At 33.5% G+C, this 19,413-nt stretch carries 14 protein-coding genes; 10 read left to right on the top strand and 4 right to left on the bottom strand.

Features of this window, described 5'->3' with window-relative positions:
• The first annotated feature begins 2 nt into the window (after nucleotides 1-2).
• The 8 genes from H3S88_RS04145 (at nucleotide 3) to H3S88_RS04110 (ending at nucleotide 9,992) form a co-directional block, all read left to right on the top strand.
• The gene (locus H3S88_RS04145; protein WP_086326228.1) at nucleotides 3-563 is read left to right on the top strand and encodes an RseA family anti-sigma factor; all 561 of its coding nucleotides are present in this window, start codon (nucleotides 3-5) and stop codon (nucleotides 561-563) included.
• A 132-nt stretch (nucleotides 564-695) separates the two neighbouring features.
• A complete protein-coding gene (locus tag H3S88_RS04140; RefSeq protein WP_232354026.1) occupies nucleotides 696-1,553 on the top strand; it encodes a MucB/RseB C-terminal domain-containing protein in 858 nt (285 codons plus the stop codon).
• Between the two features lie 153 nt (nucleotides 1,554-1,706).
• Nucleotides 1,707-3,503, top strand: coding sequence for a translation elongation factor 4 (gene lepA, locus H3S88_RS04135; protein ID WP_065738724.1), 1,797 nt, complete (start codon nucleotides 1,707-1,709; stop codon nucleotides 3,501-3,503).
• A 19-nt stretch (nucleotides 3,504-3,522) separates the two neighbouring features.
• Complete coding sequence (gene lepB / locus H3S88_RS04130) at nucleotides 3,523-4,527, top strand: signal peptidase I (RefSeq protein ID WP_086326227.1); 1,005 nt, start codon at nucleotides 3,523-3,525, stop codon at nucleotides 4,525-4,527.
• 8 nt (nucleotides 4,528-4,535) lie between these two features.
• Entirely contained in the window at nucleotides 4,536-5,213 is a 678-nt protein-coding gene (gene rnc, locus H3S88_RS04125) for a ribonuclease III (RefSeq protein WP_370528571.1), read from the top strand.
• Entirely contained in the window at nucleotides 5,210-6,115 is a 906-nt protein-coding gene (gene era, locus H3S88_RS04120) for a GTPase Era (RefSeq protein ID WP_065738727.1), read from the top strand. The genes rnc and era overlap by 4 nt, the downstream gene beginning before the upstream one ends.
• A 459-nt stretch (nucleotides 6,116-6,574) precedes the next feature.
• Complete coding sequence (locus tag H3S88_RS04115) at nucleotides 6,575-8,614, top strand: beta-galactosidase (RefSeq protein ID WP_144091559.1); 2,040 nt, start codon at nucleotides 6,575-6,577, stop codon at nucleotides 8,612-8,614.
• Nucleotides 8,607-9,992, top strand: coding sequence for an MFS transporter (locus H3S88_RS04110; protein ID WP_186279218.1), 1,386 nt, complete (start codon nucleotides 8,607-8,609; stop codon nucleotides 9,990-9,992). The genes H3S88_RS04115 and H3S88_RS04110 overlap by 8 nt, the downstream gene beginning before the upstream one ends.
• A gap of 650 nt (nucleotides 9,993-10,642) precedes the next feature.
• Here H3S88_RS04110 and H3S88_RS04105 read toward each other — a convergent pair.
• The 4 genes from H3S88_RS04105 to H3S88_RS04090 form a co-directional block, all read right to left on the bottom strand.
• Nucleotides 10,643-11,335 (bottom strand): L-ribulose-5-phosphate 4-epimerase, encoded by a 693-nt coding sequence (locus H3S88_RS04105; protein ID WP_198227076.1) that lies wholly within the window; start codon nucleotides 11,333-11,335, stop codon nucleotides 10,643-10,645.
• 84 nt (nucleotides 11,336-11,419) lie between these two features.
• Nucleotides 11,420-12,784 carry a sugar porter family MFS transporter gene (locus tag H3S88_RS04100; protein WP_232352453.1) on the bottom strand — a complete coding sequence of 455 codons (1,365 nt, stop codon included), beginning with the start codon at nucleotides 12,782-12,784 and terminating at the stop codon, nucleotides 11,420-11,422.
• 135 nt (nucleotides 12,785-12,919) lie between these two features.
• Nucleotides 12,920-14,428 carry an L-arabinose isomerase gene (gene araA / locus H3S88_RS04095; RefSeq protein ID WP_144091563.1) on the bottom strand — a complete coding sequence of 503 codons (1,509 nt, stop codon included), beginning with the start codon at nucleotides 14,426-14,428 and terminating at the stop codon, nucleotides 12,920-12,922.
• Between the two features lie 39 nt (nucleotides 14,429-14,467).
• The gene (locus H3S88_RS04090) at nucleotides 14,468-16,129 is read right to left on the bottom strand and encodes a ribulokinase (RefSeq protein WP_198227080.1); all 1,662 of its coding nucleotides are present in this window, start codon (nucleotides 16,127-16,129) and stop codon (nucleotides 14,468-14,470) included.
• Between the two features lie 202 nt (nucleotides 16,130-16,331).
• Between H3S88_RS04090 and araC the strand changes: the two genes are divergently transcribed.
• Together araC and purH are read left to right on the top strand one after the other, a co-directional pair.
• A complete protein-coding gene (gene araC, locus H3S88_RS04085; RefSeq protein ID WP_144091565.1) occupies nucleotides 16,332-17,234 on the top strand; it encodes an arabinose operon transcriptional regulator AraC in 903 nt (300 codons plus the stop codon).
• 539 nt (nucleotides 17,235-17,773) lie between these two features.
• A complete protein-coding gene (purH, locus tag H3S88_RS04080; protein ID WP_198227082.1) occupies nucleotides 17,774-19,366 on the top strand; it encodes a bifunctional phosphoribosylaminoimidazolecarboxamide formyltransferase/IMP cyclohydrolase in 1,593 nt (530 codons plus the stop codon).
• Nucleotides 19,367-19,413: the final 47 nt, after the last annotated feature.

The following is a 19,413-nucleotide window of genomic DNA, read 5'->3' as shown; positions in this document are numbered from 1 at the left end:
CTATGCAAACAGAACAGAAACAGCAACTTTCATCCCTTATGGATGGTGAGCTTAAAGATGATTATTTCATTGATGCTGTATCAAAAGATGAAGATTTACAGTCATGTTGGCATCGCTACCATGTTGTAAGATCCGCTATGCGTGGTGAGCTGCACAGTAGTACGTTAACTTTAGATATTTCAAAACAAGTTGCTCAGGCTATTGCTGATGAAAACTTATATTTTGAAATGGCAGATCAGCCAACCCCACATGAAGTCACTATACCAAAAGCTGAAAATCTATTTTGGGATCGAGTAAAAGATGCAGTGGCAAAAGTCAGTCAAGTTGGATTGGCGGCTTGTGTTACGTTAGCAATTATTGCTGGTGTTCAATATCAGCAAGGGCAATCAAATAATATAAATGGCGCTCCAACACTGAATACTTTACCGGTTGGAGTCAATGTTGCCCCTGTTGGTGGTATCCAACAACATAACGACCAACAATTACTCGAAAAAAGACAATATGATAAAATTAGATTGCTTGTACAGGATTATGAGTTACAAAAAAGACTAAATGCTCATTAATATTTTATGAATTGTTTATTTTATTTAAATACATCTAAACTCAAACAGAGTATAAAATTTATCGTTACTCTGTTCTTGATGCTATTTACTTTATCTGTCTATCCGGAAAATAACGATAAAGCGCTACTATTGATGAATAGTATGCACAAAGCTGTTAAAACTAATACTTACCAAATTCATTTGCTTTCTCAAGATAAAGATCAATACGTTACCACTTATGAATATTCTCATTTAGGATCAGAAAAGCAAAATGATATCAAAGCTCAATTGCTTTATCTTGAAGGCCCCGCAAAAGAAATTATTTTGAACAATGGTGTAACGAGTTATTTTCAACCAGATAGTGCCTCTTTTTCTATTACTAGTCCACGTATTACTGAAGCTTTTCCCGATGTGATTTATAATGATTTCAACCAATTGGTTGATGTTTATGATTTTATTTTATTAGGTAAAACCAGAACAGCTAATCGTAGTGCGCAATTAGTAAAAATGATTGCTAAAGACAAAGATCGTTATAGTTATATTATTTGGATTGATGATGAAAATTTTTTGCCTCTTCGAATTGACTTGCTTGATCAAAATGGTGAAATCATAAGTCAACAAAAAGTGGTTAATTTAGACGAAAAATTCGATCCAAAAGAGATTAAAGAATATATAGACAGTCGCAATTATCCTATCTTATTATCAATTGAAAAACAAAATGACATATTAGAAGTTTGGCGCTTAGCATGGTTACCTAGAGGATTTAAAGAAATTGCGGCCTATAATGTTAATTTTTATAATTCTGATATTGCCACTAAATTGTTTTCTGATGGTGTTTTTTCATTTACCGTTAATGTATCTTCGGAACAATCAAGCCAGCTAAATCAGCTTATTACGCAAGGTGATCGGACTATTTTTTCGACAAATATTAATAATAAAAATATTGTTATTATTGGTAATCTACCTAAAGTTACTATTGAGCGTATTGCCCAAAATATTGTTGAGAAATAATCGCAAAACTTTCGATAACACTATGCTTCGCGGTTATTAATGTGTAAAATGTGCCTTTTCTATTTTTCGTGATTATCTAACCTGTTATTTTTGGTAATAACATTCCGGGTAATTAACAGTATATAACTAAAACATAAAATATAATTTATTGATATGAATAAAAATATCCGCAATTTTTCAATCATTGCTCATATTGACCATGGTAAATCAACGCTTTCAGATCGCATTATCCAAATTTGTGGAGGGCTTTCTGATCGTGAAATGGAAGCGCAAGTTCTTGATTCAATGGATCTTGAACGTGAACGTGGTATTACAATTAAAGCGCAAAGTGTTACATTAGATTACCATGCAAATGATGGTCAAACATATCAGCTTAATTTTATCGATACACCTGGACATGTAGACTTTTCTTATGAAGTTTCTCGCTCACTTGCAGCATGTGAAGGCGCACTATTAGTTGTTGATGCAGGACAAGGCGTTGAAGCTCAAACTCTTGCAAATTGCTATACGGCTTTAGATATGAATTTAGAAGTTGTTCCCGTACTTAATAAAATTGATTTACCTGCGGCAGAACCTGAGCGTGTAGCTGAAGAAATTGAAGATATTGTCGGTATTGATGCAAGTAATGCGGTTCGTTGTTCTGCCAAAACAGGGGTAGGCGTGGCGGATGTATTGGAGCAATTAGTAAAAGATATTCCACCACCAGAGGGGGATTCAAATGCACCACTACAAGCACTTATTATTGACTCATGGTTTGATAACTATTTAGGGGTCGTATCTTTAATTCGTATCAAAAATGGCGAATTACACAAAGGCGATAAAATTAAAGTTATGAGCACCGGTATGACTTATAATGTTGACCGTCTTGGTATTTTTACGCCTAAACAAGTTGATAAAGATACTTTAAATTGTGGTGAAGTTGGCTGGGTGGTTTGTGCCATTAAAGATATTTTAGGTGCGCCAGTAGGGGATACTTTAACTTTAGCTAAAAGTCCAGCAGATAAACCATTACCTGGTTTTAAAAAGGTTAAACCGCAAGTTTATGCTGGTTTATTTCCAACAAGTTCTGATGATTATGAAGCTTTCCGTGATGCATTGGGCAAATTAAGTTTAAATGACGCATCACTATTTTATGAACCAGAAAATTCTGGCGCTTTAGGATTTGGTTTTCGATGTGGTTTCCTTGGGTTATTACATATGGAGATCATACAAGAGCGTTTGGAGCGCGAATATAATCTTGATCTTATTACCACAGCGCCAACAGTAGTTTATGAAGTTTTAACAACTTCAAATGAAATTATTTACGTTGATAGTCCTTCTAAACTTCCAGCGGTAAACAATATTCAAGAACTACGAGAACCAATTGCCGAATGTAATATATTGGTTCCACAGAACTATTTAGGTAATGTAATCACGTTATGTGTTGAGAAACGTGGTGTGCAAACTAATATGGTTTATCACGGTAATCAAGTTGCATTGACTTACGAAATTCCAATGACAGAAGTAGTTTTAGACTTTTTTGATAAATTAAAATCTACTTCTCGCGGTTACGCTTCATTGGATTATAGTTTTAAACGATTCCAAATTGCTGATATGGTGCGATTAGATGTATTAATTAATGGTGAACGTGTTGATGCATTAGCCTTAATTACTCACAGAGATAATGCACCTTATCGTGGACGAGAATTAGTGGAAAAAATGAAAGACCTCATTCCTCGTCAACAATTTGATATCGCTATTCAAGCCGCTATTGGTAATCATATTATTGCTCGTTCAACGGTTAAACAATTACGTAAAAACGTCTTAGCCAAATGCTATGGCGGTGATGTTAGCCGTAAAAAGAAACTTTTACAGAAGCAAAAAGAAGGTAAAAAACGTATGAAACAAGTTGGTAATGTTGAGTTACCACAAGAAGCGTTTTTAGCCATTTTACATGTGGGAAAAGATTAATCAGTTAAAGAGGTAAAAAATGGCTGGAACGTTTGCCATCATATTAACAGTAGCGACATTGATTACTGCAATCTTCTGGTTTTTAGAAAAATTTAGGTGGAAACCAGCAAGACAACGAAAAGTAGAAGAGATTCGCAAGCAACATAATGGCGAAATAGATGGAAAAATACTTGCAGAAGTAGGTAAACCAAAAGCTTGGGTTGAAAGTATATCATCGTTCTTCCCTGTTTTATTTGTTGTATTTGTGATTCGTTCATTTTTATTTGAACCGTTTCAAATACCATCAGGTTCAATGATGCAAACTTTACTTATTGGTGATTTTATTGCAGTTCAAAAGTATTCTTATGGATTAAGAGATCCTATTACTAATACAGTATTAATTTCTACAGGCCACCCTAAACGAGGTGATGTCGCTGTATTTAAACATCCAAATAATCCTCAAATGGATTTGATTAAAAGGGTGGTTGGAATGCCAGGCGATAAAATAGTATATCTCGTTAAAGAGAAGAAAGTACTGATTTATCCTGCTTGTCAAACTAATGATGCAAATTGTGTGGGTGGGCAGAAATCTGAACCATTAGACTTACATTATACGCAACCTCAACCAAGCAATTGGAAAGAAGTGCATCAAGAGTTTAAAACAAGTCCGAATTTTTATACATTAGAGCAATGTGCAGATAAAGGTATTGTCAATTCTCAATCTGTTTTCTTACTTAATATGAATATACAGCAAGAGACGTTAGGCGATAGACCTCATGAAATTTTAACCACTCTAGGTTCGCATGAGGATCCTAATTATTTTTATCGCCAAAATGGACAACCAATTGCTACATGGATAGTACCTAAAGATCACTATTTTATGATGGGTGATAATCGAGATAATAGTGGTGACAGTCGTTATTTTGGCTTTGTACCTGAACAGAATTTTGTTGGTCGCGCAACAGCAATTTGGATCAGTTTTGAGAAACAACCAGATGAATGGCCTACAGGCATCCGATTTAGCCGTATTGGTGGTATACATTAATTGCAATGATAATGAAAAAGTTTAATCAAATACAACAATCAATTGGTTACCAATTTAATAATTTATCTTTATTAGAATTGGCACTGACTCATCGAAGTGCTAACAAATTGCATAATGAACGTTTAGAGTTTTTAGGTGATTCAATTTTAAGCTTTGTGATTGCTAATGAACTGTATGAACGTTTTGTCAAACAAGATGAGGGTGATTTGAGTCAAATGCGTGCAACACTTGTTTGTGGGCAAACACTGGCTGAAATGGGTAAAGAATTTAAATTAGGTGATTACCTTATTCTTGGTCAAGGCGAATTAAAAAGTGGCGGGTTTCGTCGTGACTCGATTATTTCTGATGCCGTAGAAGCTATTATTGGTGCTATTTATTTAGATAGCAATATCGAAACGGTACGACGCTTAATTTTGACGTGGTATCAAACTCGATTGAATCAAATTCAACCCGGTATTAAACAGAAAGATGCTAAAACACGCTTACAAGAATATCTGCAAGGCATCCATTGTGAGCGCCCATGTTATTTAATTCTTGAAGTAACAGGTGATAATCATGAGCAAGAATTCTTAATTCAATGCAAACTTGAGAATGATAGCCGTGAATATTTAGGGCGAGGTCTAAGCCGTCGCAAAGCCGAGCAAGCAGCTGCTCAAGAAGCACTTAATCAATTAGGTATAAAATGACAAAAACAACACAACATTGTGGATTTGTCGCCATAGTAGGTCGACCAAATGTAGGTAAATCAACATTATTAAATCAACTACTAGGCCAAAAAGTTTCTATAACATCGCGTAAAGCGCAAACAACACGTCACCGTATTGTTGGTATTGATACTCAAGATAATGATCAGGTTATTTATATTGATACTCCCGGCTTACACATCGAAGAAAAAAGAGCGATTAATCGTTTAATGAATCGTGCTGCAAGTAGCTCAATTGGTGATGTCGAATTAGTAATCTTTGTCGTTGAAGGTACACATTGGAATGATGACGATGAAATGGTTGCCAACAAGCTTAAAGATTGCAAATGCCCAGTATTGTTGGTAATTAATAAAATTGACAACGTTATCGACAAAACTCAATTATTACCGCATATTCAAGAAATTAGCCAAAAAGTTAATTTTCTTGATGTAGTGCCAATTAGCGCTGAAAAAGGTGATGGCGTTGATATTATCAGGAAAATTGTCAAAAAACATTTGCCAGAAGGCGAACATCATTTTCCTGAAGATTATATTACCGATCGATCTCAACGATTTATGGCTTCCGAAATTATTCGTGAAAAGTTAATGCGTTTTTTAGGTGATGAGTTGCCATACTCAGTCACTGTCGAAATTGAGCAATTCAAAGTTGATGAACGTAATGGAATGTATCGTATCAACGGCTTAATATTAGTTGAAAGAGATGGTCAAAAGAAAATGGTCATTGGCAACAAAGGTGAAAAAATCAAAAAAATTGGTATAGAAGCCCGCAAAGATATGCAATCATTTTTTGACAACAAAGTACATTTAGAGCTTTGGGTTAAAGTTAAAGCGGGTTGGGCCGATGATGAGCGCGCGTTGCGTAGCTTAGGTTATAGTGATGATTAATTACTGCATTTAATCTTAAAATTTGAAAGTCAGGTATCATAAGATACCTGATTTTTGATAAATTCATCTATTTAAAACTGAATTGAAATATCTTTAAATATTAAAAAATTCAATCCATTCAAATCCATATAATGGATAAATAACTTCAAAAAACCTAAAAAATATAATAATCTCCAAATTATCAAAATTTATTAATCAACTAATAAACTAACTTCATGAAGCATCAATAATACATCCAAATTTATAGCAAATAATCAATCCTAAATATAAGTTGTTTTGAATATTGCAATAAACAAATGAAAAGGAATGGTTATGATTTAATAGTGTGATGTATCCCTCATTTTATATTAGCAAGCAAATAATTCCATATTAATAGCATGATTATTCATATGTTTAAATAGAATGCTTAATTATCATAAAAAATAATAGCTAATTTAACAAAAAAGAGAGATATAAACTATGGATAAAATTTATTATGGGGTTGCTTATTATCGAGAATATTTACCAGAAGAAAGATTAGATAAAGACATTAAATTAATGTTAGATGCAGGAATAAACTATGTGCGTATCGCAGAAAGTACTTGGAGTACTTTTGAAAAACAAGAAGGAGTTTTTGATTTTAGTTCTATTCTTATAGTACTTGATAAGATGTATCAAAATAACATTGATGTAATTATTGGAACTCCTACTTATGCTATTCCAGCTTGGCTTGAAAAGAAATATCCAGAAGTTATGGCTATAACGCCAAATGGTCGTAATAAATATGGTCATCGTCAAAAAATGGATATTACGCATCCAGCTTATCTATTTTATGCCGAACGTCTTATAAGAAAACTAATGCAAGCCGTAGCTAATCATCCTGCCGTTATTGGATTCCAGATTGATAATGAAACTAAATATTATGATGTTTGTGGAGATAACATACAAATAGATTTCGTTAAGTATTTGAAAGAAAAATTTGCAGGTGATTTATTAAAATTAAATCATGAGTTTGGTTTAGATTATTGGAGCAATAGAATCGATGCATGGGAAGATTTTCCATCAACAGTTGGAACAATAAATGCTAGTTTAGGTGCTGAGTTTCAGAAATTTCAGCGTAAATTAGTAAAAAAATTTTTGCAATGGCAAGCTAATATTATTAATGAATATAAATCAGAAAAACAATTTTTGACTCATAATTTTGATTTTGAATGGAGAACATGGTCATATGGAATTCAATCTGAAGTAAATCATTTTGATACATCTGAAATTTTAGATATAACTGGTGTTGATGTTTACCATCCTAGTCAAGATCAGTTAACAGGTATTGAAATTGCATTTTCAGGAGATGTAGCTCGTAGCACCAAGAAAAAAAATTACCTTGTATTAGAAACACAAGCTCAAGCATTCAAAAACTGGACTCCTTATCCCGGTCAGTTACGTTTACAAGCGTATAGCCATATTGCTAGTGGTGCAAGCTTAATTGGTTATTGGCACTGGCATTCAATTCATAACTCATTTGAAACATATTGGAAAGGAATTTTAAGTCATGATTTACAGCCAAATCCAATCTATGAAGAAGCTTCTATTGTAGGTAATGAGTTAAAGATTTTATCAAAGCATTTACGTGAAATAAAAAAATATAACCGAGTAGCAATTATTGTAAGTAATGAGTGTTTAACAGCTATTGATTGGCATCCTTGGCATGGTCATCAATTTAATAGGGATTCATTACATCAATATAACGATATTTTTCGTGCTTATTACGATACCTTATATAAAATGAATATAGAGGTAGATATTCTTTCAATTGATGATGACTCTATATTTAATTACGATCTTCTAATAATCCCACTTCTTTATAGTGTTAGTGACCTTAAATTAGAGCAATTAAATAATTATGTTCTAAATGGCGGAAATGTAATTTATTCATTTAAATCTGGTTTTGCAAATGAAAATATGAAGGTGAGAACTGTTGTTCAACCTGGCATTATTTCAGAAGCTTGCGGGATTTCATATCAACTATTCGTTGAACCTAATAATGTAAGTTTGATATCTGACGAGATCGATCTGGCCAATTGTGATTGCAAGATAAATGATTGGATGGAGCTGATTGAGCCAGATGTTAATACAAAAATTTTAGCCAAGTATCAACATCCATATTGGGGAAAATATGCAGCAGTTACTAGTAATCGGTATGGGCGCGGTTCTGCCACTTATATAGGTTGCAATATAAGTACTTCTGTACTACAAAAAATTTATGAATATATTTTTAATGAGGAAAAATTGGCAGATCTTAAATGCCAGGATAGCTTTCCACTAATTATTAAAAATGGTATCAATTATAAAAAAGAAAAAATTAGATTTTACTTTAATTATTCTTCTAACCCTATAAATGTTTGTTTTACTGAAAAAAGCGGACTTAATTTATTAACCGGTTCAATTTTAAAATATAACGACAAATTTGTATTAAAAGATTGGGATTTAGCTATTATTTTGTTGGGAACTAATCATGAATAGTTTTATAAATAATTCTGATATCGATTCAGAAAAAATTAAATTCAAGGAAAGATTTTCTTTTGGTCTAGGCGATTATGGTACAAATTTAACTTATACTTTAATGGTAACCTTTTTGGCATATTTTTATACTGAGGTTGTCGGTGTTTCTGCCATTCTAGTCGGCTCTTTGATGTTTTTTGCTCGTGTTATAGATGGTATTTTATGTGTTTTTGTTGGTATAAAAATTGATAAAACAAATACTAAATATGGCAAGGCAAGGCCATGGGTTCTATTTACAGCTATTCCTTTTGGATTATCTGCATTTTTAATGTCAACAATTCCAGAAGCGAGTGATAATGTAAAAATATGGTATGTATGCATAACTTATTTATTAGCTAATATTTTATTTACTGCAAACAATATTGCTTATGGCTCATTACTTGCTCTTATTACAAGAAGTATTTATGAAAGAGGTGTGTTAAGTGTATTTAGAAATGGACTTTCTACGTTAGGATCTCTAACTGTTGGGGTTTTTACTCTCCCAATTGTTGGATATTTTGGCAATACTAAAGTGTCTTGGATAATTTTATTTGCTATCTTTGGGTTCTTTACTGCAATTTGTTTAATTATTACTGGATTAAATGTTAGAGAAAGAATTAAGCCAATCAAAGAAGATAATGATAGCAATATAAAATTGGATCAAGTGTTAAAAGCTATGCTAAAAAACAAATATTGGATTATGATATTTTTCTATTTGTTTATAACTTTTACCAGTTTAACTGCACTTTCAACTGTAAGTGTTTACTATTCAAAATATATTTTAGAAGATGTTTACTATATGTCTTACATAAGTATGGCTCAATATATTCCTAGTTTATTGACTTTACTTATCATTCCATATCTTCTTCGTCATTTTGGTAAAAGAAACCTTGCATTATTTGGGCTTATTGTTTGTTGCATTGCTTGTTTAATTCCATTAATTGATAAACAAAATGCGCTATATATTATTATATCTACAGTTGTTCGAAGTATTGGTTTTTGTGGAGTTGGTGCAACTATGTTTGCCTTTTTAGCAGATACTATCGATTATGGTGAATGGATCACTAAATTAAGAATCCAAGGGATTTTATTTAGTGCAGGAACATTAGGTCAGACATTAGGTATGGGGATGGGTACCGCTAGTATTGGTTGGATACTCGGCGCTTTCGGATTCATCAGTGGCGGTGATGTACAGCAAACAAATGAAGTTCTATCTGTGATTGAGTTTTTATTTATATACTTTCCTTTTATTCTCGCGTTAATTAATATCGCTATTTTGTGTTTTTATAAACTTGAATCAATCTATAGTGAAGTTGAACGGGATTTATCTAATGGTAAATTTAGAAGTGAGGAAATCTAATATTTATATACTTTAATAATTGATATCAAATTCTTAAACCCAAATATTTAAATAATTATTTGGGTTTAATATTTAATATGGGTAAATAATTAGTTTAGAGAATAAATTATTTATAAATTCAATTAACGCTAACGATTGAACCTAAAATAAAAAGGAATATTTCAATATTTTACTAACTAAATTTAGTAATCGTTATTTTATGATATGGTATTTTCAAAATTGTCAGTGAATTTATCTCTTTTAAATTAACTCTAATATTATTTAGTTAGTTAATCCTAATGTCTTAAGTAATTTAAGGATATTCTCAAATAAATAAGTTTTACTTTTATAAAGGCTCCAAAAAGTTATAAATTAAATGGATTATAGACTAATCTAAAAATTTTATACCACGTGAAAGTATAACGTTTTTAGTTTGCTAACATAAACAATAAGGTAAGTTTGATTACGTTATTTGATGAGTTCATTGTAATTATAAGTGATGATCCAAATGAAACTGAATTTAATGAGGACTATATTGATAAAATTATACTGGATATTTTAACACTTAATCTTAACGACTGTTTAAGGTAAGAATGCCAAACAAAGATGTTTGGCGGATGGCTGATATTTTTAAATAGTATAACTTTTACTAAACCTAATTTTTAATAGTTTTATGATTGCCCATAATAGGCATTTTTACCATGCTTACGATAATAGTGTTTATCCAATAATTCTTGTTGGATTTTAATACCGATATTCAAATTGCGAGTTGCTAATGCCATAGCAGCAATTTCTTCTAAAACAACCGCATTATGTACGGCGTCATCAGCATTTTTTCCCCATCCAAAAGGACCATGCCCAGACACAAGCACACTAGGTATTGCCATAACATCAATATTGCGTTTATTAAACTCCTCAATTATGACTTTCCCCGTATTGAGTTCATAATTATTAGTTATTTCAGTTGGTGTTAATAAGCGAGTACAAGGAATATCACCATAAAAATAATCTGCATGAGTAGTTCCTAAAGCAGGAATATCTAAACCAGCTTGTGACCAAATTGTTGCATTACGGGAATGAGTGTGAATAACTCCGCCAATTTGTTCAAATGTTTTATAAAGTTCAATATGCGTTTGGGTATCGCTTGAAGGATTTAGTTTACCTTCAATTTTATTTCCATCAAGATCAATTATGACAATGTCTTCTGTTGTCAGTTCATCATAAGGAACGCCAGATGGCTTAATGGCAATGACACCATTATTTCTATCAATTTCTGATACATTTCCCCATGTAAAGGTTACAAGTTGATAATAAGGTAATAATAAATTTGCGGCTAAAACGCGTTCTTTTAATTGAGTAAACATACCAAGCATCCTGTTTAATAATGAATAGAAAAAACGATTGTTCATATAGGACAATACCAATCAGCATTGTCCTTAATGGATTAATTATTGTTCATCACCGATATGACACAATTTCTTACCTAACATCAGATTTTTTTCGATACGCTCAAGGGAAATATTTTTTGTCTCAGGCACGAAGAAAATAACAATGAAAATGAATAAAACATTCATGCCGGTATATAACCAAAATGTTTGTGCGACACCAATATTATTTAATAATGTAAGGAACGTTGCGCCAATAATCATATTTGAGATCCAGTTTGTGGCTGTAGAACAAGTTACACCAAAATCACGACTTTTAAGGGGTTGTATTTCAGAACATAAAATCCACACAACAGGTGCCGCACTCATTGCATAACCACCAATACACATAATCGCCATACCCACTGCTGCATAGGATGTGAGTGATGATGCATTACCATTTTCAATAAGTTGCAAACAAATACCTAATATCAAAGTACCTAAAGCCATAATACCAAATCCAACTTTTAGAATTGGTTTTCGGCCCAGTTTATCAACCGTAAAAATCGCAATAAATGTTGCTAATACAAAGGTCAACCCGACAATTATTGTTGCAATCATTTGTTGTTGTGTGCTTTCAAAGCCTGCAAGGCTAAAAATTTTAGGTGCGTAATACATAATGATATTCATTCCGGTAAACTGTTGCATCGCTTGTAAAGCCATACCAAGATAAACTGTTCGGCGAACATTTTTGTTTACCTTAAACAGTGTCCATCCTTCCTGTTTTTCTTTTAAACTGTCTTTAATATCATTAAACTCTTGCTTAATTTTTTCAGGGTCGCTACGGATAGACTTTAAAACCTGCTCAGTTTCATTTAATCGTCCTTTTGATGCCAACCATCTAGGACTATTAGGCAGAAAAATAACAACAATAAATAAAATAATTGCTGGTACAGAAATAATACCCAGCATCATTCGCCAATTACCCGTGTAACTAAAATAAGTATCAGATAAAAAAGCTACCAAAATACCAACTGTAACCAGAAGCTGATAAGCGGCAATCATTTTTCCTCGAATATTTTCTGGAGCCATTTCAGAAAGATAAAGTGGTGCGGTGTATGATGCGATGCCAACGGCAAAACCTAAAATAACTCGCCAAACTAGCAGGACTTCTACATTAGGCGCTAAAGCAGATCCAAAGCAACTTACAATAAAAAACAAGGCTCCCGCTAATAAACTATACTTTCTTCCTAAATAAAAAGATAACCACCCATTAGACAATGCTCCTAAAGCGGCACCCAACATCATAGAACTTACTACCCATTCTTGTAGTTGAGTCGTTAATTCAAATTGAATTGTGATGAATGGTAAAGCTCCTGCAATAACACCAATATCCAAACCAAACAATAATCCCGCCATTGCAGCAGAAAAGCCAATTAAGAAAGTCATCTTTTTGGCAGAATCTTTTGCTATTTCATTCGTCGCTAAAAGCGTATTTATACTCATGTTTTTTACCCTTTTATTCTGTAATTTTGGAAATAATTGGAAAAAAATATTTCCAATTATTAAATTAAAATGAAGTTATCAAGCATAAGGATTACAATACGCAATCTCATTCCAACGTAATTCATTTCTAAAATCATTAATTCGCGTGTCACCATCAATAACTAATAATTCAATATTGTGCAGTTGTGCATAAAGTCTAAAGTAGTCCATTGAAAGTGCTTGGGTATAAACTGAATGATGTGCAGCACCCGCTAAAATCCATGCTTCAGCAGATACATTAAGTGATGGTTTTGGTTTCCAAACTGCACAAGCTACAGGTAAATTGGGTAGTGTATAAGGCTGTTTAATTGTTTCGATCTCATTGGCGACTAATCTGAAACGATTACCGATATCGATCAAACTTGCATTTATGGCTAAACCTGGCTTTGATGGAAAAATAAGCCGTGCAGGATCAGCTTTATTGCCAATACCTAAATGTTGGATATCTAACAAAGGTTTTACACCATCATCTATAATTGATGGGCAAACTTCTAACATATGTGAACCGACAACTAATTCATTACCTTTAGTAAAATCATAGGTATAATCTTCCATAAATGCAGTACCACCAGTAAGACCTTTAGCCATTAATTTCATAGTGCTAAGTAAGGCTGCGGTTTTCCAATCCCCTTCACCAGCAAAGCCATAACCTTTAGCCATTAATCGCTGAACGGCAAGTCCGGGTAATTGCTTCATACCATATAAGTCTTCAAACGTTGTAGTAAATCCAGAATAGTTGCCTTGTTTTAAGAATTGCTCAATTCCTAATTCAATTCTCGCTGCATCAATTAGATTTTGTCTTTTTTCACCATTAATTTGTGCAACAGGAGTAAGTTGATAAAGTGTTTCGTATTCATCAATTAATTGATTGATTTGGCTGTCATTAATTGAATTAATGACTGACACTAAATCGCCAACTGCATGGGTATTGACCGAATAACCAAATTTAATTTGTGCAGAAACTTTATTACCTTCTGTTACCGCAACTTCCCGCATATTGTCGCCAAATCTAACAATTTTCATGGTTTTTTCTGCATTAATTGCAACGCAAACTCTCATCCATCGTGCAATTTGATCATGCACATCTTTATCTTTCCAATAACCCGTTACCAGAGAATGAGGTTGGCGCATGCGAGAACCAATAAAACCAAATTCGCGTCCACCGTGCGCAGTTTGATTGAGATTCATAAAATCCATATCCATTGAATCCCAAGGAACGACTTCATTAAATTGAGTATGAAGCTGTAAAAGAGGTTTTTGTAAATGATTTAATCCATTAATCCACATTTTAGCGGGTGAAAACGTATGTAACCACGTTATTAATCCAACACATTTTGAAGAATAGTTTACGTCCTGACAAAGGTTGTATATATCGTCAGGTTTTGTCGCAAGTGGTTTAAGAATAATCTTTACTGGTAAATTTGCTTCTTTATTAAAATAATCCGTTACCTGTTGGATATTCTTTTTTATTTGTTCAAGTGCTTCTGGTCCATAAAGGTGTTGACTACCAGCAACAAACCAAATTTCAGCTTCTTCATAAACAAACATAATGGACTCCTTTAGAATTTATTCACATTGTTGGTAAAACTAAGCGTTATAGTTAGGTTCACTCGATGCAGACCAAACTAAATACTTTTCATATAATTCCTGATATTTTTCTACCCTATTCTCATTAGGGGTAAATGTGGTTTCGAGCTGACTGGACATCCTATTTTGAGCACTTGGGATATCTGTATAAACATTGGCTGATACGGCGGCAAATATTGCAGCGCCTAATGCACAACATTGTTCTGAACTCACCACAGTTAGTGGTCTATTCATTACATCAGCACAAGTTTGCATAATGATGGGTGACTTTTTAGCTATTCCCCCTAATGCTACAATGTCATTAACTGGCACATGTTGATTAATAAAACATTCCATAATGGCTCTTGCACCGAAAGCAGTTGATAAAATCAAACTACCAAATAAGGTGGCTGCATCAGTTGAAATAGTTAAATTAGTAATAACACCTTTAATTCGTTGATTAGCGTAAGGGGTTCTTCGACCATTGAACCAATCAAGAGTGATTGGGATAGTATCTAAATTTGGATTTTCGTCCCAAGCTTGTGCAATATCGCTTAGAAGATTATGTTTTAAAGTTTGTACAGTCGATTGTAATTCTGGGGAAGTTGAAATTAATTTTTCTAATGGCCAACACACGAGTTTTTGAAACCATGCATATATATCGCCAAAAGCGGATTGACCAGCTTCAAGACCAATAAAATTGGGCATTACACTACCATCAACTTGGCCACAAATACCCTTAATTGAACGATTAGCAATAACAGTTTGCTCAGCTAATAAAATATCGCAGGTAGAAGTACCAATTACTTTTACTAACGTATAAGGTTTTGCACCCGCACCAACGGCACCCATATGACAATCGAATGCACCACCCGCAATAACGACTGTTGGTGGTAACCCTAATTTTTCAGCCCATTCTTGGGTAAGAATTCCAACTTTATTGTCAGCAGTATAAGTTTTCTCAAATAAAGGATAAGGTAAAGCAGTAACTAAAAGTGGATCGATTTTTTCAAAAAATTCATAGGGAGGAAGGCCATTCCATTCTTCGCTCCAAAAACACTTATGACCAGCAGCACACCTACCACGCTTTATCTCATTCGGTGCGGTCGTTCCTGATAATAAAGCAGGGACCCAATCACAAAGTTCAATCCAAGATGCAGAGGCATTTTTTACGGCACTATCTTGACGAAAAATATGCAAAATTTTTGCCCAGAACCATTCCGAAGAATATACTCCACCGCAATATTCTAAATATTTTGCATAAGGTTCATTTTTGCAAAGGCTATTAATCTCTTCCGCTTCATTTACTGAAGTATGATCTTTCCATAAAATAAACATCGCGTTAGGATTATCCATAAACTCTGGTTTTAAAGCTAAAACATCCCCATTTTCATCAATTGGGGCAGGCGTAGAGCCAGTTGAATCTACACCAATTGCAACCACATTTTGTGCATCTGATTTAAGTTGTTTTACAACCGATTGTATTGATTGAGTCATTGACTCAATATAATCAAGAGGATGATGTCTAAATTGATTTTTTTTAGGATCACAAAACTGACCTTTAGCCCAACGTGGGTAATAAACGACTTCTGTAGCTAATTCTTTTCCATTCTGGCAATCGACAGCTAATGCTCTGACAGAATCGCTACCAAAATCTAATCCAATGGTTATTTTTTTATTCATCCGCTAACACCTCTAAGAAAAATCAAATGGAGTTTTTAGGAGAATAATTAATTTCGGATAGAACAAGTAGGTGTGTTATTGCTATAAATATAGACGATTTTGCACACCTAATTTGTTTTGTGATGAAGATCTCACAATTGTCACTACTCAAAAAAATTTTTTATGTGAAAATAAAAAAATCTCGAAAAGTAGGAGATGACATATGACAAATCAACAACAAAATGACCCTTTATTACCGGGTTATTCATTTAATGTCCATCTGGTTTCTGGACTAACACCGATTGAAAAAGAAGGAAAATTTGATTTCTTTATTGACCGCCCAAATGGACTAAATGGCTACATTATTAATCTTACTTATGCAGGGCAAGGAACGATTTATCGTAACGATGAATCATTTAACTGTTATCCGGGAGATTTTGTACTTTTTCCACCAAAAGAACCTCATTTATATGGGCGAAAAGAAGATGAAAATAATTGGTTCCATTTTTGGATCTATTTCAGACCAAAATCAACATGGAAGTTTTTATTAACTTGGGAGAATCGAATAAAAAAGACAGGCTTTTATCGTCCTAATACGCAAGTCAAAGATGAGTTCGAAAAATTATTCATTAAAATCGTCGAGGTAGGGCAATCAAGTACAATTTATTCTGAAAATTTAGCAATGAGCATGTTAGAGCAATTTTTAATACGTCGTGCACAAGAAACATCAAGCACTAACCATCCTAAAATTGATACACGAGTACTGCAAGCTTGCAACTATTTAATTGATACACTGGATGAAAACAACTTTAAGCTCGACATTGTTGCCCAAAAAGTTTGTTTGTCGACATCTCGAATTGCTCATATTTTTAAAGATCAGATTGGTATGTCGATTGGTGAATGGCGACAAGAGCAACGCGTAAATCGTGCTAAACTATTATTGCAAACCACTAACCTGAATATTGCCGATATTAGTCGAACAATTGGATTTGATGATCAGCTTTATTTTTCGAGGATTTTCAAAAAAAGAATTGGACTAAGCCCTCAAAAATATCGTCATAGTACTCAAGAGCAAAATGAACGAAAAATCCAACGTGTCAATTCGCTTTATCTATATGATAAATAAAATAGCTGAATTGCTAAAAAATTTTAGCTAAGTAGCTACATTTCTATAAGGCATTAAATTTTAATAAACCAAAAATTATTTATGCGGTAACCAGAGAGCGGAACGTTGTCTTTTTTCGCATTGTATTAAAGTAAATGTCCTTATAGATTTTTTATAAGGCTGAATTTAGCTAACATAAAAGCAATTAAATTCTAATAGTTATCAAAATTACTAAACTTAACTATATTAAGATAATCGAAAGTCACTTTTTGTAGCTATTAAAATATCAAGGAAGTAGATTAATTTTAGTTGAGTATTCATAAGTAGTGTTTGGATGAAAAAAATGATATCAACCCCAATAGTTGTAAAAAATCTTAAATCAAGATACCTCTAATTATCAGGAATTAACAAAGGTTGTGTATTTAATTATTCGCTTGCAAAATAAAATAATTCAAATGTTTTGATTTTTTTTAAGAAGTCAATACTAAACATCGTTCCTCGTTTTATATATAATAGCCACTTACAGACTTGGATTTAGAATATAAATTTCGGAGTTTTTCATGCAGCAGTTTCGTCCTATTCGTCGTGCTTTACTTAGTGTTTCTGATAAAACAGGAATTATTGAATTCGCCAAAGCCTTATCAGAAAGAAATATTGAACTCCTTTCTACTGGTGGTACCGCCAAATTATTAATCGATAACCATATTCTAGTCACCGAAGTATCCAATTATACGGGGTTTCCTGAAATGATGGATGGACGAGTCAAAACCCTACATCCTAAAATACACGGTGGCATTTTAGGACGTCGAGGTATAGATGACGAAGTCATGCAGCAACATCAGATCGATCCTATAGATATGGTGGTTGTTAATTTATATCCTTTTGCTAAAACGGTTGCTAATGCCAATTGTACTTTAGAAGATGCGATAGAAAACATTGATATCGGTGGACCCACCATGGTGCGATCCGCTGCAAAAAATAATAAAGATGTTGCTATCGTAGTTGATTGTCAAGACTATAGCACAATCATTGATATGCTGGATAAACAGCAAAATTGCCTATCTTTCAAATATCGATTTAGTTTAGCCATAAAAGCATTTGAACATACTGCTAAATATGACGGCATGATTGCTAACTATTTTGGCAAACTTGTTCCGCCATATTATGGTGAAATCGAAAAACCAGCAGGAGAGTTTCCGCGAACCTTAAATCTTCAATTCATTAAAAAACAAGATATGCGATATGGTGAGAATGCTCATCAACAGGCCGCTTTTTATATTGAAGAAAATCTTGAGCAAGCTTCGATTGCTACCGCTAAACAGCTACAAGGTAAAGAATTATCCTATAATAATATTGCCGATACAGATGCAGCGCTAGAATGTGTGAAATCCTTTGATGAACCAGCTTGCGTAATTGTTAAACATGCTAACCCATGTGGTGTTGCTGTAAGTGATAACATTTTAAATGCCTATCTTAATGCTTTTAAAACCGATCCAACTTCCGCGTTTGGTGGAATTATTGCTTTTAACCGACAGTTAGATGCAAAAACAGCCCAAACAATCATTGATAAACAATTTGTCGAAGTGATTATTGCACCGTCAATTAGTACTGATGCATTAGCTATCACTCAAGCTAAAAAGAATGTACGAGTACTTGAATGTGGTGAGTGGTCAACGTCATCGTTAGCAAGTTTAGACTTTAAGCGAGTTAATGGCGGTTTATTAGTGCAAGAGCGTGATTTGGGTATGATTACACCCGAGCAGTTAACTGTTGTTACCAAGCGCCAACCAACTGAGCAAGAGCTTTCAGATGCTCTATTTTGTTGGAAAGTGGCTAAATTTGTAAAATCGAACGCGATTGTTTATGCAAAAAATAAAATGACCATCGGTATTGGGGCTGGCCAAATGAGTCGTGTGTACTCAGCTAAAATTGCTGGTATTAAAGCGCAAGACGAAAATTTAGAAGTTGCCGGTTCTGTTGTTGCTTCTGATGCATTTTTCCCATTTCGTGATGGTGTTGATGCGGCTGCAGCGGCTGGGGTAACTTGTGTAATCCAACCAGGTGGATCAATTCGTGATGAAGAAGTCATTCAAGCTGCAAATGAACATAATATTGCGATGATTTTTACTAACATGCGCCATTTTAGGCATTAATGCGTTTTTCTAGTTTGTTTTATATTTATTAAAATTACATTGGTTAT

Origin of the sequence: Gilliamella sp. B14448G11, from assembly GCF_016101765.1 — a bacterium.
Taxonomy (GTDB): Bacteria; Pseudomonadota; Gammaproteobacteria; order Enterobacterales; family Orbaceae; genus Gilliamella; species Gilliamella apicola_N.
The sequence above is the reverse complement of the archived record's forward strand: the minus strand, read 5'-3'. Positions and strand labels throughout refer to the sequence as shown.

Coding starts and splice junctions, on each gene's coding strand:
- H3S88_RS04145 (WP_086326228.1), top strand. CDS start 3: ATGCAAACAGAACAGAAACAGCAACTTTCATCCCTTATGGATGGTGAG.
- araA (WP_144091563.1), bottom strand. CDS start 14,428: ATGTTTGTTTATGAAGAAGCTGAAATTTGGTTTGTTGCTGGTAGTCAA.
- H3S88_RS04100 (WP_232352453.1), bottom strand. CDS start 12,784: ATGACTTTCTTAATTGGCTTTTCTGCTGCAATGGCGGGATTATTGTTT.
- purH (WP_198227082.1), top strand. CDS start 17,774: ATGCAGCAGTTTCGTCCTATTCGTCGTGCTTTACTTAGTGTTTCTGAT.
- lepA (WP_065738724.1), top strand. CDS start 1,707: ATGAATAAAAATATCCGCAATTTTTCAATCATTGCTCATATTGACCAT.
- era (WP_065738727.1), top strand. CDS start 5,210: ATGACAAAAACAACACAACATTGTGGATTTGTCGCCATAGTAGGTCGA.
- araC (WP_144091565.1), top strand. CDS start 16,332: ATGACAAATCAACAACAAAATGACCCTTTATTACCGGGTTATTCATTT.
- lepB (WP_086326227.1), top strand. CDS start 3,523: ATGGCTGGAACGTTTGCCATCATATTAACAGTAGCGACATTGATTACT.
- H3S88_RS04090 (WP_198227080.1), bottom strand. CDS start 16,129: ATGAATAAAAAAATAACCATTGGATTAGATTTTGGTAGCGATTCTGTC.
- H3S88_RS04105 (WP_198227076.1), bottom strand. CDS start 11,335: ATGTTTACTCAATTAAAAGAACGCGTTTTAGCCGCAAATTTATTATTA.
- H3S88_RS04115 (WP_144091559.1), top strand. CDS start 6,575: ATGGATAAAATTTATTATGGGGTTGCTTATTATCGAGAATATTTACCA.
- H3S88_RS04140 (WP_232354026.1), top strand. CDS start 696: ATGAATAGTATGCACAAAGCTGTTAAAACTAATACTTACCAAATTCAT.
- H3S88_RS04110 (WP_186279218.1), top strand. CDS start 8,607: ATGAATAGTTTTATAAATAATTCTGATATCGATTCAGAAAAAATTAAA.